The 14,084-nt window shown below is 74.3% G+C and carries 12 protein-coding genes and 2 pseudogenes; 6 read left to right on the top strand and 8 right to left on the bottom strand.

Features of this window, described 5'->3' with window-relative positions:
* Positions 1-5 precede the first annotated feature (5 nt).
* Both NL142_RS10840 and NL142_RS10835 read right to left on the bottom strand, forming a co-directional pair.
* Positions 6-883: pseudogene (locus tag NL142_RS10840) on the bottom strand (fumarylacetoacetate hydrolase family protein).
* A 96-nt stretch (positions 884-979) separates the two neighbouring features.
* Positions 980-3,496 carry an ATP-dependent DNA ligase gene (locus NL142_RS10835; RefSeq protein WP_435079432.1) on the bottom strand — a complete coding sequence of 839 codons (2,517 nt, stop codon included), beginning with the start codon at positions 3,494-3,496 and terminating at the stop codon, positions 980-982.
* Between the two features lie 36 nt (positions 3,497-3,532).
* Between NL142_RS10835 and NL142_RS10830 the strand changes: the two genes are divergently transcribed.
* Positions 3,533-4,588, top strand: a complete 1,056-nt coding sequence (locus NL142_RS10830; protein WP_435079430.1) for a non-homologous end joining protein Ku — start codon at positions 3,533-3,535, stop codon at positions 4,586-4,588.
* 3 nt (positions 4,589-4,591) lie between these two features.
* Here the strand turns inward: NL142_RS10830 and NL142_RS10825 are convergent, their stop codons facing one another.
* Positions 4,592-5,047, bottom strand: a complete 456-nt coding sequence (locus tag NL142_RS10825; RefSeq protein WP_435079428.1) for a DNA-3-methyladenine glycosylase family protein — start codon at positions 5,045-5,047, stop codon at positions 4,592-4,594.
* Between the two features lie 133 nt (positions 5,048-5,180).
* Positions 5,181-5,525: pseudogene (locus NL142_RS10820) on the bottom strand (AlkA N-terminal domain-containing protein); the annotation flags it as partial.
* Between the two features lie 58 nt (positions 5,526-5,583).
* On the opposite strand from NL142_RS10820, the gene NL142_RS10815 reads away from it, so the two are divergent.
* From NL142_RS10815 to NL142_RS10795, 5 genes are all read left to right on the top strand, one after another.
* Positions 5,584-7,014: an FAD-binding oxidoreductase gene (locus NL142_RS10815; RefSeq protein ID WP_435079426.1), complete on the top strand. Its 1,431-nt coding sequence runs from the start codon at positions 5,584-5,586 to the stop codon at positions 7,012-7,014.
* A 143-nt stretch (positions 7,015-7,157) separates the two neighbouring features.
* Positions 7,158-8,363 carry a PrsW family intramembrane metalloprotease gene (locus NL142_RS10810; protein WP_194684631.1) on the top strand — a complete coding sequence of 402 codons (1,206 nt, stop codon included), beginning with the start codon at positions 7,158-7,160 and terminating at the stop codon, positions 8,361-8,363.
* Between the two features lie 101 nt (positions 8,364-8,464).
* Positions 8,465-8,743 (top strand): DUF3072 domain-containing protein, encoded by a 279-nt coding sequence (locus NL142_RS10805; RefSeq protein ID WP_012038756.1) that lies wholly within the window; start codon positions 8,465-8,467, stop codon positions 8,741-8,743.
* 101 nt (positions 8,744-8,844) lie between these two features.
* Positions 8,845-9,477 (top strand): recombinase family protein, encoded by a 633-nt coding sequence (locus NL142_RS10800; protein ID WP_435079423.1) that lies wholly within the window; start codon positions 8,845-8,847, stop codon positions 9,475-9,477.
* Positions 9,478-9,586: 109 nt separating this feature from the next.
* The gene (locus NL142_RS10795; RefSeq protein WP_435079421.1) at positions 9,587-10,972 is read left to right on the top strand and encodes a D-alanyl-D-alanine carboxypeptidase/D-alanyl-D-alanine-endopeptidase; all 1,386 of its coding nucleotides are present in this window, start codon (positions 9,587-9,589) and stop codon (positions 10,970-10,972) included.
* 37 nt (positions 10,973-11,009) lie between these two features.
* Here NL142_RS10795 and NL142_RS10790 read toward each other — a convergent pair whose 3' ends face one another.
* The 4 genes from NL142_RS10790 to NL142_RS10775 form a co-directional block, all read right to left on the bottom strand.
* Positions 11,010-11,672 carry a response regulator gene (locus NL142_RS10790; RefSeq protein ID WP_194684628.1) on the bottom strand — a complete coding sequence of 221 codons (663 nt, stop codon included), beginning with the start codon at positions 11,670-11,672 and terminating at the stop codon, positions 11,010-11,012.
* A complete protein-coding gene (locus tag NL142_RS10785) occupies positions 11,669-12,916 on the bottom strand; it encodes a sensor histidine kinase (protein ID WP_435079418.1) in 1,248 nt (415 codons plus the stop codon). Before NL142_RS10785 ends, NL142_RS10790 begins: the two co-directional genes overlap by 4 nt.
* Before the next feature lie 79 nt (positions 12,917-12,995).
* Positions 12,996-13,205, bottom strand: coding sequence for a hypervirulence associated TUDOR domain-containing protein (locus NL142_RS10780; RefSeq protein WP_435079416.1), 210 nt, complete (start codon positions 13,203-13,205; stop codon positions 12,996-12,998).
* Positions 13,205-14,002, bottom strand: a complete 798-nt coding sequence (locus tag NL142_RS10775; protein ID WP_194684626.1) for an SDR family NAD(P)-dependent oxidoreductase — start codon at positions 14,000-14,002, stop codon at positions 13,205-13,207. The genes NL142_RS10780 and NL142_RS10775 overlap by 1 nt, the downstream gene beginning before the upstream one ends.
* Positions 14,003-14,084 lie beyond the last annotated feature (82 nt).

The raw sequence follows: 14,084 nt of genomic DNA, 5'->3' as shown, positions 1-14,084 counted from the left end.
GCGCCTCAGAGGATGCGCGTGTGCGTGGTGAGCGAGCCGATGCCCTCGACGGAGACCGTGACGGTGCTGCCGTCCTTGAGGAAGATCTGCGGGTCGCGCGAGTAGCCGGCGCCGCTCGTGGTGCCCGTGGAGATGAGCGTGCCCGGCTGCAGCGTGGACGACGTGGAGAGGTAGGAGACGAGGCGCGCGACCGTGCGGACCATGCCGCTCGTGCGGCCGTCCTGCACCGTCTCGCCGTCGAGCACCGTCGTGATGCGGAGGTCCTGCGGATCCGGCACCTCGTCGCGCGTGACGACGACGGGACCCGTGGGGGAGAAGCCGTCGAAGCTCTTGCAGCGGCTCCACTGCTGCTCCGAGAACTGGAGGTTGCGGGCCGTGATGTCGTTGACGACCGTGTAGCCGAAGACGTGGTCGAGGGCGTCCGCCTCCGACACGTCGCGGGCGGCCTTCCCGATGATGACGCCGAGCTCGACCTCGTAGTCGACCTCCTCGCTGAGCGAGCGCGGCCAGCTCGTGGTGCCCTCGTGGCCCGAGAGCGAGTTGGGCCAGAGCGCGAAGACCGTGGGGGCGGAGGCGCTCGTGATGTTGAGCTCCTCGGCGTGCGCGGAGTAGTTGAGGCCCACGGCGTAGACGGCCGGCGGGCGGAGGATCGCGGAGGCGTGCGTGAGGCCGTCCACCGGCGTGGTGCTGGTGCGGCTCGCGACGGCGCGCTCGACGGTCGCGCGGACGCGGGCCATCTCGTCGTCGCCGCGCTCGATGAGGTCCTGGAGGTCGCGGGGGAGTCGTCGAGCACCTCGTCGAGGAAGAGCGCCTCGCCCTCGGAGACGATCGCGGCCAGTCGGGGGGTCACGCCGTCGTCGGCGAGCAGGTGGGCGAACTTCATGACCCTGAGCGTATCGGGCGCGTGTGAACGGACGCGGTTGCGGTCATAACGTGCATGGGAAGGTCCGCCTCACCTCGTCTGCACGCGCGCCCAGGGTCAGCCCTCGCGGACGACCTCGTCGGGCGACTTGTCGTGCCGCCAGCCGCGCCACGACGCCTGGCGGAGGCGGCCCGTCGAGGTCCACTCGGCGAACTCGACCTCGCCGACGAGACGGGGCGTGATCCAGTGGGCGTCGCGGGCGTCCGCGGCCGGCACGTCGGCGAAGGGGCTGGTCTTCCGCGCGAGCGGGCGGAACCGGCGGAGGGCGTCTTCGAGGTCGCGCTCGGTGAAGCCCGTGCCGACGCGGCCCGCGTACATCAGGCCGTCGGAGCCGGGGACGCCGACCAGCAGCGAGCCGATGCCGGATGCGCGGCTGCCGGATCCGGGCCGCCATCCGCCGACCACCACCTCCTGCGCGCGGTGATGCTTGATCTTGATCCAGGCGCTCGACCGGCGGCCCGACTCGTAGGGCGCGTCGACGCGCTTGGCGACGACGCCCTCGAGGCCGAGCTCCCGGCTGGTGGCGAGCGCCCCGTCGAGGTCGCCGTCGAAGGCGGGCGGGACCTGGATCCGCCCGCGGCCCGGCGACCGGACGGCGTCGAGGAGCGCGGCACGGCGATCCAGGTAGGGCTCCTCGACGAGCACGCGGTCGCCGATCTCGAGCGCGTCGAAGAGCATGAGGTGCACGGGCGCGGCCTTCCGGGCGCGCGCGCTCTCCTTCTCGCCCGTGAGGCCGAGGCGCGTCTGCAGGAGGCCGAAGTCGGGGCGGCCGCCGTCGCCCAGCACCACGATCTCGCCGTCGAGCACCGCGGCGTCGACGCCGAGGGAGCCGGGCAGCTCGGCGAGCTCGGGGAAGGCGGGCGTGAGGTCGACGCCGTTGCGGCTCGTGATGGTCGCCCGGCCGTCGGCGACGACGGCGATCGCGCGGTAGCCGTCCCACTTCATCTCGACCGCCCACTCCTCGTCGGCATCGAGGCCGGCGGCGGTCGCGGCCGTGGCGAGCATGGGCGCGAGAGCGGACGCGGATCCGCCGCGAAGCCGCGCGCCGACGCGCGTGCGTCCGCCGGCCTTCTCGAGCGCGGCGGGCCGTTCCGGCTTCGCGTGCGCCGTCGCGGGCGCGTCCGCGGGCTCCATCAGGTGGATCAGCCAGTTCGCGTCGGCCTTGCCGTGCCCGCCCGTGTGGATGAGCGCGTACCGCCGCGGCCCGTCGATGCCGGTGCCGTCGCCGCGGCCGTGCAGCGTCGCGATGACCTCCTTGCCGTCGCGCCACTTCTCCAGCTCGAAGGTGCCCGCGTCCCAGATGGTGACCTCCCCGCCGCCGTACTCGCCCGCGGGGATCGTGCCCTCGAAGGACCCGTACTCGAGCGGGTGGTCCTCGGTCTGCACCGCGAGGTGGTTCGTGCCGTGCTCGGTGGGCACGCCCTTGGGGAGGGCCCAGCTCACGAGGACGCCGTCGTGCTCCAGCCGGAAGTCCCAGTGCAGCGCGCGCGCGTGGTGCTCCTGGATCACGAAGGAGCTGCCCTCCGAGGGCGCAGGGGACTCCGCGGGCACCGGCTCGCTGGTCTTCGCGGCGTCGCGCTTGGACCGGTAGGTCGCGAGGCGGTCGTCGGCGGGCGCGTCGGCGGCGGGGTCCTTCCGCGCGAAGCCCGCGAGCCGCTCGCGCGTGGGCTCCAGGCTCTCGCGGTGGCCCTCCTCGACCGGGGCGAGCGGATCCTGGCGCTTCCGCATCCGGGCGATCACCTCGTCCAGCTCCAGGTGTCCGAGGGTCGGCGACGCGAGCTCGCGCCAGGTGCGCGGCACGGCGACCGTCGGCCGGGAGCGCCCGCGCAGCGAGTACGGCGCGACCGTGGTCTTGTTCGGGTTGTTCTGGCTCCAGTCGACGAGCACCTTGCCCTGCCGGAGCGCCTTCCTCATGTCGCTCACGACGAGGTCCGGGTGGTCGGCCTCGAGGGCGCGGGCGAGCTCGTGCGCGACCTCGGAGATCGCGTCCGCGTCGTGGCTGCCGTCGAGCGCGGCGTAGAGGTGGATGCCCTTGGACCCGCTCGTCACCGGGTACGGGTCGAGGCCCATGTCGCGGAGGATCGATCGCGCCGCCTTCGCGACCTCCACGCACTCGGGGAGGCCGGCACCCGGGCCGGGGTCGAGGTCGAGCACGAGCCGGTCGGGCCGCCGCTCGTCGCCCGTGCGGCCGAAGCGCCACTGCGGCACGTGCAGCTCGAGCGCGGCGATCTGCCCGAGCCAGGTGAGCGTCGCGACGTCGCCGACGAGCGGGTAGTCGTTCGCGTGGTCGCGGTGCTGGATCGCCCGCCGCTGCACCCACTCCGGCGTGTGCGCGTCGAGGTCCTTCTGGAAGAACATCTTCCCCGGCGCCTCGTCGGTGCCGACGCCGTCGACCCAGCGCTTGCGGGTCACGGGCCGGTCGCGGAGGTGCGGCAGCATGTGCGGCGCGATGGCGGCGTAGTAGGCGATGACGTCGCCCTTGGTCGTGCCGGTCGCCGGGTACAGCACCTTGTCGAGGTTCGTGAGCGTGATCCGGTGCCCGTCGACCTCCACCTGCTGCTTCTGCCCCGCCATCGCTCCAGCATGGCCCTGCCGGTGTTCACTGGATCCATGAGAGCCATCTGGAAGGGCGCCGTCACCTTCGGCCTCGTCAACGTGCCCGTGAAGGTCTACAGCGCGACGCAGGATCACGACGTGCCGCTGCACCAGGTGCACGACGCCGACGGTGGGCGGATCCGGTACCAGCGCCGCTGCGAGGTGTGCGGCAAGGTCGTCGACTACGCCCACATCGACAAGGCGTTCGACGACGGCGACCGCACCGTGGTGATCACCGAGGAGGACCTCTCGAGCATCCCCGAGGAGAAGAGCCGCGAGATCGACGTCGTCGAGTTCGTGCCGAGCGACCAGGTGGATCCCGTGATGCTCGACCGCAGCTACTTCCTGGAGCCCGACTCGTCGAGCCCGAAGTCGTACGCGCTCCTGCGCCGGACGCTGCAGGAGACCGACCGCACCGCGATCGTGCACGTCACCCTCCGCCAGCGCACCCGGCTCGCGGCGCTCCGCGTGCGCGGCGACGTGCTCATGCTGCAGACGCTGCTCTGGGACGACGAGGTGCGCGAGGCCGACTTCCCGTCGCTCGACGCCGCGCCCAAGGTGTCGCCGCGCGAGCTGAAGATGTCGGCGCAGCTCGTGGAGGGCTTCGCGGAGGACTTCGACCCGTCGAAGTTCGGCGACGAGTACCAGGAGCAGCTGAAGACCCTGATCGACGCGAAGCTCGCGCAGGGCGACTCGCTCGACACCGACGCGACGTTCGGGGAGGGCGACGCGGACGACGACGAGGGCGAGGGCGGCGAGGTGCTCGACCTCATGGACGCGCTGAAGCGGAGCATCGAGCGGAGCCGAGGCGGGGGATCCGGGGCGAAGAAGAAGGCGCCGTCGGCGAAGGCGCCCGCGAAGCGGAAGGCGTCCGCCGCGTCGGCGAAGGAGGGCGGCGAGGGGAAGAGCACCGCCGCGAAGGTCACGGCGAAGTCGACGTCGAAGTCCGCGGGCTCCACGACCGCGAAGAAGTCGAGCACGGCGAAGAGGTCGAGCACCGCGAAGAAGTCGAGCACCGCGAAGAAGGGCAGCACGACGAAGAAGCCTGCCGCCGAGCGGAAGAGCGCGTAGGCGTCAGCCCGCGGCGGGCATCCCGTCGGTCATGACGCGCCAGAGGTGCAGGGTCGCGTAGGAGCGCCACGGCGACCACGCGGCGGCGCGCGCGTCGAGGGCGCGCGCCTCGTCGGGGAGGCCGAGCGCGGCCGCGCCGCGGCGGACGATGAGGTCGCCGGAGAGCAGGATGTCGGGCTCGCCGAGCGCGCGCATCGCGACGTAGTCGGCGGTCCAGGGGCCGACGCCGTGGAACGCGACGAGCGCCGCCCGGAGCTCCGCGCGCGGCATGCCGGGCTCGATCGCCAGCTCGCCGGTCTCGAGGGCCTCGGCGATGCAGATCAGCGTGGCCGTGCGCCGGGCGGGTCCCCGCAGCAGCTCGGCGCCGTCGCGGGCGATGCGTGCGGCGGTCGGCGGCAGCCGGGTGACGGATCCGTGCGCGACGGATGCGGGCAGGTCCTCCCCGAGGTCGGCGGTCATGCGACCGTGGGTGGCGCGCGCTGGCGACGGAGATCTGCTGGCCGACGATGGTGCGGAAGAGCGTGGAGCGCGGATCCAGCGTGCCGGGGATCCGGAGGCCGGGCGTCGCGCGCACGACGGCGGCGAGCGCGGGGTCGCGGGCGAGGTCGGCATCGATGCGGGCGGCGTCCACGTCGAGGCCGAGCAGGCGGCGCGTGCCGGCGAGGAGCTCGGCGGCGTCGGCGGCGTGCTCGACGCGGGTGGTGACCTCGACGCTCGAGGCCACGTCATCGCCCGGCTCGGCCTCGAGCAGCCGCACGGTCACCGTCCCCGCGCCGTGCGCGAGTCGCGCGGACTGCGTGAACGACGTCGCGTCGCCCTCCTCGGCGCCCGTGACGGCGTGCCAGGAGAGGAAGCGGATCACGCCGCCGCCGTCGAAGGGACCGGGGACCTCGAGCACCGTGCGGTCGACGTGCGCGACGGCGCCGGGGGAGTCCATGCCTCCAGCCTGCCCGACGCCCCCGACGGCGGCGGGCGCGCGACCTAGGGTGGATCGCATGATCGACGACGTGGTCCTAGCACCCTCCGCCGATGCGGATGCCCGCGTCGACGCCGTCCGCGCCGAACTGGTCGCGGCCCTCGGCGACATCGTCGCGACCGACCCCGCCTCCCTCGACGACGCGCGCGGCGACCGGTCCGGCTACCGCAGCGCGGCCGCGCCGATCGCCGTGGTGCGCGCCACCGAGGCGGCGCACGTCGTCCAGACGCTGCGCATCGCGCACGGGACCCGCACCCCCGTCGTCACGCGCGGCGCCGGCACGGGCCTCGCGGGCGGCGCCACGGCGACCGCGGGCGAGATCGTGCTGTCGGTGCGGGGCATGGACCGGATCCTCGAGGTGAGCGAGGCCGACGAGCTCGCGGTCGTGGAGCCCGGCGTCCTCAACGACGACCTCAACGCGCGGCTCGCGCCGCTCGGCCTCTGGTACTCGCCGGATCCCGCGAGCAAGGCCATCTCGACCATCGGCGGCAACATCGCCACCAACGCGGGCGGGCTCCTGTGCGCCAAGTACGGCGTGACGCGCGAGGCCGTCCTCGCGCTCACGGTCGTGCTCGCCGACGGCCGCGTGGTCGAGACCGGACACCGCACGGTCAAGGGCGTCACGGGCTACGACCTCACGGCGCTGATGATCGGCTCGGAGGGCACGCTCGGCGTCATCGTGCGCGCGACCGTGCGGCTCCGGCCGCTGCCGACCGCGACGCCGGCGACGGTCGCCGCGTTCTTCCCGGACTCGGCGACCGCGGCGGCCGCGTCCTCCGCGATCACGGCCGCGCGGATCCGGCCGGCCGCGATGGAGCTGCTCGACGCCGGCGCGCTCGAGGCCATCGACGCGTTCCTCGGCACCGACCACTCCACCCGCGGATCCGCCCACCTCCTCGTGCGCTGCGACGGCCCCGACGCCGCCGATGAGGCCGCGCGCGTGGTCGAGGTCGTCGTCGCCGGCGGCGGCACGGCCGACGTGACCGACGACGCCGACGAGGGCGAGCGCCTCCTCGCGATCCGCCGCGCCTTCCACCCGGCGCTCGCCGCCCGCGGCCGCGTGCTCATCGAGGACGTCGCCGTGCCGCGCTCGCGCCTCGCCGACATGCTCACGCGGATCCGCGAGATCGAGCGCGAGACGGGCCTCGCCATCCCGACGGTCGCGCACGCGGGCGACGGCAACCTGCACCCGAACTTCTGCATCCCCGAGGATCCGACGACACCCGACGGCGACGCGACGGGAATCCCCGACGACGTCTGGCACGCGGCGGACCTCCTCTTCCGCGCGGCCGTCGACTTCGGCGGCACGCTCACGGGCGAGCACGGCGTGGGCCTCCTCAAGCGGCGCTGGCTCGCCGACGAGCTGGGCGACGACGTCATGGGGCTGGCCGCGGGGATCCGCCGCGTCTTCGACCCGCGGGGGATCCTCAACCCGGGCAAGGCGGCCTGAACCCCGGCAAGGCGGCCTGAACCCCGGCACGGCGGCCTGATCAGACGGCCATCCGGTCGCGTGTCCGCGGGCCGATCCGACCCGGACGGCGGGCGGTCCCGTCGCTAGGCTGGCGGAGCCGATCCGCCGAAGAGAGGGCCGTCGTGACCGACCCGTCCATCCCCGTGACCGCCCACCGTCCCTCGCCGGCCTCGCCCCCGCCGTCCATGGAGCTGCCCGCGCCGCACGCGTCGTCGCGCATCACGGCATCGGCCGTGCTCGGCGTCGTGGGCGTCGCGGTGCTGCTGCTCGTCGGCCTGGTCGTCGCGGCGTACCTCGTGCTCAGCCTCGGGATCCAGGCCGTCGCGATCTGCGCGCTCCTCGCCCTGATCCCGCTCGCCGGCGTGCTCCTCGCCATCCGCTGGGTCGACCGCTGGGAGCCCGAGCCGCGCCTGGCCCTGCTGTTCGCGCTGCTGTGGGGCGCGGCCGCGTCGGTGGCCATCGCGCTCCTCTTCGACCTCGTCGCGCAGTACGCGCGCCTCGCGATCGGCGTGCCCACGCGCTACACGGAGTTCCTGCAGCTCGCCGTCCAGGCGCCCGTCGTCGAGGAGTCCGCGAAGGCGATCGGGCTGCTCCTCATCTTCTGGGTCGCGCGCCGCCACTTCGACGGCCCGGTGGACGGCGTCGTCTACGGCGCCACCATCGCGGCCGGCTTCGCCTTCACGGAGAACATCGTCTACTTCGGCGGCCCGCTCGTCTCGGGCACGACCGGCACGCTCGTCGGCACCTTCGTGCTGCGCGGCCTGTTCTCGCCCTTCGCGCACGTGACCTTCACGATGATCACCGGCATCGCGATCGGCTACGGGGCCCGCCGCGGTCCGGGAGCGGCGCTCGGGTTCGGCGCGATCGGGCTGGTCGGCGCCATCGTGCTGCACGCCCTCTGGAACACGGGCGTCACCATCACGGGCGACTTCCTCTCCTTCTACGTGCTGCTGCAGGTGCCGATCTTCGCGTTCCTCGTGACGGTCGTGATCCTCCTGCGCCGCTACGAGATCCACCTCACGCGCCGCCGCCTCCGGGAGTACGCGGCCGTCGGCTGGTTCACGCCCGCCGAGGTCGAGATGCTGAGCACCTGGCAGGGGCGTCGTCGGGCCCGGCTCTGGGCGCGCACGCGCGGCGGCGAGGCGGGCCGGGCGATGGGGCTGTTCACTCGGGACGCCACGCGGCTCGCGTTCGCGCGCCAGCGGATGCTCTCGGAGCGCCCCGCCGCGTCCGGCCGATCCGAGGCCGGGCACCTCGACGACGAGCGGCGCCTCCTGCGCGCCGTCACCGAGCACCGCGAGGCGCTCCTGCGCGGCGGCCGGCGCTAGAGATCCGGCGCTAGCCGCCCCGCGTCGAGGACGACTCCGGTACCCGTCCGGTGTCGCCGGTCGCGAGTAGCGTCGGAGGCACCACACGAGGAGGCACCACCATGAGCGATGCGAACCAGGACACCACAGGCGGCGACGAGAAGGAGATGCTCGGCTCCTCCACCCCCACGCCGCCGCAGAGCGCCGAGAAGGACCCGAGCACGTGGGTCACGGGCGACGAGCCGATGACGGGCGCGCAGCGCAGCTACCTCGACTCGCTCGCCACGCAGGCCGGCGAGGAGATCCCCGCTGACCTCAACAAGGCGGAGGCGAGCGAGCAGATCGAGCGCCTGCAGGAGAAGAAGGACACGGCGTCGCCGCAGTCCGACGACGCGAGCTGATCGACGCATGGACGGGACGGACGGGCGCCTGATCGGCGCCCGTCCGTCGTCGCGTGACGCGGGGGCGCACGCAGGGGGAGGCGACGCATGAGGGAGGACGCATGACCACGCTCGTCGGGTACGTCCGCGTCGCGCGCTCCGAGGAGCCGTACCAGGACCAGGTCGACGCCCTCGACGCGGCCGGCTGCGAGCGGATCTTCGTCGACGTCGCAGGAGGCCGCAGGGCCCCGCGTCCCGGCCTCCAGGACGCGCTCGACTACCTCCGCGAGAACGACGAGCTCCTCGTCGTGAGCCTCGACCGGCTGGGGCCGGGCACCGCAGACGTGGTGCGGATCCTCAACGGGCTCGAGGCCCGCGGCATCGCCTTCCGCGCCATCCGCGACGGGCTCGAGGCCGGCACCGCGGCCGGCCGCGGGCTGTTCGCGGCCACGCTCGCGCTCGCGACGGTGGAGACGACGACGGAGGCCGAGCGGCACCGCAGGCGGTCCTCCGACCGGTCCGCGGGATCCCCGCCGGAGGGCACCCCCGAGGCCGCCCCCGCGACGCCCGCCGCGCCCGCCCTCCCGTCGCTGCCCAAGGGCATCACGCGTCGCAAGCTGCAGATCGCCGTCGAGGAGCGCTCGAAGGGGCGCGACACCGCGGAGATCGCGCGCGTGCTCGACGTGAGCGAGCGCGTCGTCACGCGCGCGCTCGCGTGGGCCGAGTCGGGTCGCCAGGGCGGCATCCAGCGCTGACGCCGGGGCCGGCCGCGCGAGCTCGGGCCGCTCGCGCTCGTCCCCGCGACGGAGCGTGTCGGCACCCGCGGCCGAGGTGCCCGGCCCGGCCGTTTCCTACCCTGGGGACATGACCGGATCCCGCCCCGCGCCCGCCCGACGACCGCCGGGCCGCTCCCGGTCCGTCCGCCGCCGCCGCGACGCGGTGCTCGCGGCCGTCGTCGCGACCGCGGTGGTCGGCGTCGGGCTCGCCACCGGGATCCTCCCGTCACCCGCGGGCGGAGCGTCGGCGGATCCCGCGTCCTGCACGGTCGACGCGCTCACGGGCGGCTGGTCCACGGGCACGCTGCACCTCTCGGCTGCGGAGGTCGACGGCGACGCGGGGCGCGACGTCCTCGATGTGCGCGGCGACGTGCCGGCGGCGACCGCCAGCACCATGAAGGTCCTCACCGCGGCGGCCGCCGTCGAGGCGCTCGGCCCCGACCGCCGCATCGCCACGCGCGTCGTCCAGGGCGCCCGGGCCGACACGGTCGTCCTCGTCGGCGGCGGCGATCCCACGCTCAGCCGCCTGCCGTCCGGCACCGACGGCGTCTACCCGGACTCCCCGCACCTCGACGACCTCGCGCGCCAGGTGCTCGACGCCCGCCGCGCCGACCCCGACCTCGCGGGCGTCCCCATCCGCCGCCTCCAGGTCGACAGCGGCCTGTTCACCGGGCCGGCCTGGCTGCCGGAGTGGCCGCTCGAGGCGAGGCGGGGCGGATCCATGTCGAACATCACGGCGCTCATGGTCGACGGCGACCGCGACGACCCGGCGGAGCCCTACTCGCGCCGCGGCGAGAAGGCGGTGGCGCGCGCGGCCGACGCCTTCGCGGCGCTCATCGGCGACGACGTGGCGGCCGACGGCCCGCTCGTGACCGCGTCACCCGGATCCGCCGTGCTCGGCACCGTGGAGTCCGCGCCCGTCCGCGACCTCGTCGGCTACATGCTCACCCACTCCGACGACACGCTCGCCGAGACCCTCGCGCGGCTCGTCGCGATCGAGACGGGCGCCGGTAGCGCGGCCGAGGACATCCAGCGCGGCACGCCCGCCGCCCTCGCCGACCTCGACCTGCCGACCGACGGGGTGGTCCTGGTCGACGGCTCGGGCCTCTCGGACGCGAACCGCGTCCCCGCCGCGCTCCTCACGCGGCTGATGGTGCGGATCGCGGAGCACCGCGGCGACCTCGCGATCGTCGACGCGGGTCTCGCGGTCGCGGGGCGCACGGGCACGCTCGCGGAGGGCGGCCGCTTCACGGGTGAGGCGGACGCGGCTGCGGGCCGGATCCGCGGCAAGACCGGCACGCTCGAGCGGATGCACGGCCTCACCGGCATCGCCGACGCGGAGGACGGCACCGAGGTGGCCTTCACCATCTGGGCGGAGGACGTGGATCCGTCCGTCCCCGCGGAGTCCGCCCGCGCCGAGATCGACGCGCTCGCGACCGACCTGCACCGCTGCGGCGGCGCGCTCGGCGGCTGATCCGAGCGCAGCCGATGACGCGCGAGACGCCCGCCGCCTACGCCCCCGAGCGCTCCACGAGCCGGTGGTCGTGCGCGTACACGACGAGCTGCACGCGGTCCCGGAGCGCGAGCTTGGCGAGGATGCTGCTCACGTGCGTCTTCACGGTCGACTCGCTCACGAACTCGAGCGCCGCGACCTCCGCGTTCGACAGCCCGCGCGCCACGTGCCCGAAGACGTCCTTCTCGCGCGCGCTCAGAGAGCGGAACGCGGGCGGCGCCGGGGGAGCGGGGGCGGCCGTCGCGTCCGAGGTGAACAGCTGCGTGAGCTCGTCCGGCGCGAGGACGGCGCTGCCCGCGTGCACGGCGCGGATCGCCGCGGCGAGGAAGGCGGGCGTCGCGTCCTTGAGGAGGAAGCCGCTCGCGCCGCCGCGGATGGCCGTGGCCGACGCGCGATCCAGCGCGAACGTCGTCAGCACGATCACGCGCGGCGGAGCGTCCCGCGTGCCGTCGAAGAGCGCGCGCACGGTCTCGAGGCCGTCCATCACGGGCATGCGCATGTCGAGGAGCACGACGTCGGGCCGCACCTCGTCGATCACGGCGAGCCCCTGCCGCCCGTCGCCGGCCTCTCCGACGACCTCGAGGTCGGGCTGGGCGTCGAGGGCGACGCGCACGCCGCCGCGGAACAGCTCCTGGTCGTCGACGAGCACGATGCGGATCACGGGCGGCCTCCCGGCACGGTGGGGATGGGGTGCGCGGCCGGCAGGGGGATGCGGGCGCGGGCGGTGAACAGGTCGTCGACGGGCTCGGCCTCGAGGTCGCCGCCGACGGCGGCGAGCCGGGCGCGCATGCCCTCGACCCCGGTGCCGACGCGCAGGGCGCCCAGCCCGAGCGGGTCGGCGTGGTCGGGCGCGGGCCCGCGTCGGGCGACGGGGTTCTCGACCTCGAGCACGACGTCGGCGGTCCGCCAGGTCTCGCGCAGGCGGATCCGTCCGCCCGGCTCGCCGTGGCGCATCGCGTTGGTCGTCATCTCCTGCGCGACGCGGCGGATGACCACCTGCCGCGCGGGATCCACGGGCCGGCGCACGCCGCGCACCTCGTGCGCGAGGTCGACGCCCGCGGCCCGCACCTGCGCGACGACCGCGTCGAGGTCCTCGGGCCCGTCGTCGGCGTCGGCCGTGCTGGTGCCGCTCAGCACCTCGCGCACCTCGGCGAGCGAGCGGCGCGCGGTGTCGGCGATGGTGGCGGAGACTCCGCGGATCCGCTCCTCGTCGTCGAGGAACTGCACGGAGTCGGCCTGCGCGATGATCACCGCGAGCGAGTGCCCGACTATGTCATGCACGTCGCGCGCCATGCTCGCCCGCAGCGTCTCGGCCTGCGCGAGGTCGACGGCCTTCACCGCGGTGTCCTCCGCCTGGACGCGGAGTCGCGACTCGGCGGTGCGGGACCGGATCACGCGCACCACGAGGCCGGTCAGCCATGCGAGGAGCAGCATCAGGACCGGTGCCAGCACGAAGATCACGGCGCCGATGCCGCCGGGGCTGATCAGGAGCGAGTAGCGGGCGCCCGTGTGCAGTAGGTAGACGGTGGCCATCGCGCCGCCGACGAGCGCGGAGGCGAGGCCGAGCACGGCCGTCGCACGGGATCCCCGCCGGGCGGTGGAGTACAGGACGAGCAGCAGCGCGAGGTCCGCGAAGCCGGGTCGCTCGCCCAGCTGCCACTGCGCCAGCGCCATCACCCAGGCCAGCGCGAGCGCCGCCCCCGGGAACACCGAGCGGACGGCGACGGCCAGGAGCACGAGCGCGGCGACGGGGAATCCCGCCTCCTGCACGTCCACCGGCGGCTTGAGGGCGAGGCCCGCGAGCACGAGGCCGACGACCGCGTCCACGAAGAGCTCGATGCCGTCGCGGTGCCGGGGCGCCCGTGTCGACGTCGAGCGCGTCACGGCGGCGGTCCCGGTGTCCATCGGCCACAGCCTAGGCGCGGCCCCGCGGGCGGGTCGCCCCTCGCGGGTACCGGTCGCCGGTACCCGCGGGGGAGGAACTCTACTTCTTCTTCGTCAGCGCGGAGCCCTTGTGGGCCGCGGTCTTGCCGGACTTGTCGCTCTCCACGATGTACGCGGGCTCGTCGGACGACGCCGTGAAGCGCTGCCCGTCGTGCTGGAAGTCCTTCGTCTTCTCCTCGACGACCTTCCCGTGCGTCTCGCCCTGGGGCGTGTTCCAGGTCACGTGGTCGCCCTTCGACAGACCGGCCATCAGATCGTCGCCACCGATCCGGAGTCGACGCGGTAGTTGGACCCGTTCACGAACGACGCGAGGTCGGAGCAGAGGAACGCGACCACGTTGGCGACCTCGGCGGGCTCGCCGCGGCGCTTGAGCTCCATGTACGGGCGCTCCTCGTCGAGGAACGACTCGATCGCGTCGTCCGTCGAGGTGCCCAGCTGGTCGGCGCGCTTCTCCATCATCGCGTCGGTCATGGGCGTGTGGATGAAGGCGGGCGAGACCGCGTTCACGAGCAGCCCCTCCTTCGCGTAGCTGCGCGACAGGCCCTTCGACAGCGCGAGGATCCCGGCCTTGGCGGCGCAGTAGGGGAGCTCGTCGTCGTACGGCTGCACGGCGTCCTCGGAGGCGAGGAACACGATCCGGCCCCAGCCGCCCTTCCGGAGCGACGGGAGGAACTGCTTCACCAGGCGCACCGGCCCGAGCAGGTCGACCTCGATCGTGTTCGTCCAGCCCTCGTCGTCGATCTCGTGGAAGAGCCCCTGCGCGCCCGTGATGCCCGCGGACTGCACGAGGATGTCGATGTCGCCGACCGCCTCCTGCACCTTCTCGTGCAGCGCGGCGAGCGACTCGACGCTCGTCACGTCGGCCGCGAACGCGTGCACGCGGTCGCCGCCGTCGAGCTGCGCGGCAGCCTCGTCGAGCGATCCCTGGTCCTGGTCGCTGAGGACGACGGTCGCGCCCTCGGCGAGGAGGATGCGGGCGGTCTCCCACCCGATCCCCGAGTCTGCGCCCGTGATGAGCGCGGTCTTGCCTGTGATCCCGAGGTCCATCTCGGTCTCCTCACTGCCCCGCGAGGGGCGTCGTGGTGTGTCTGCCGTGCCCTCGCGGACACGACGAGGGCCGCACCTGGCG

The organism is Clavibacter quasicaliforniensis (genome assembly GCF_051201715.1).
Classification (GTDB): Bacteria; Actinomycetota; Actinomycetes; order Actinomycetales; family Microbacteriaceae; genus Clavibacter; species Clavibacter seminis.
The sequence above is the reverse complement of the archived record's forward strand: the minus strand, read 5'-3'. Positions and strand labels throughout refer to the sequence as shown.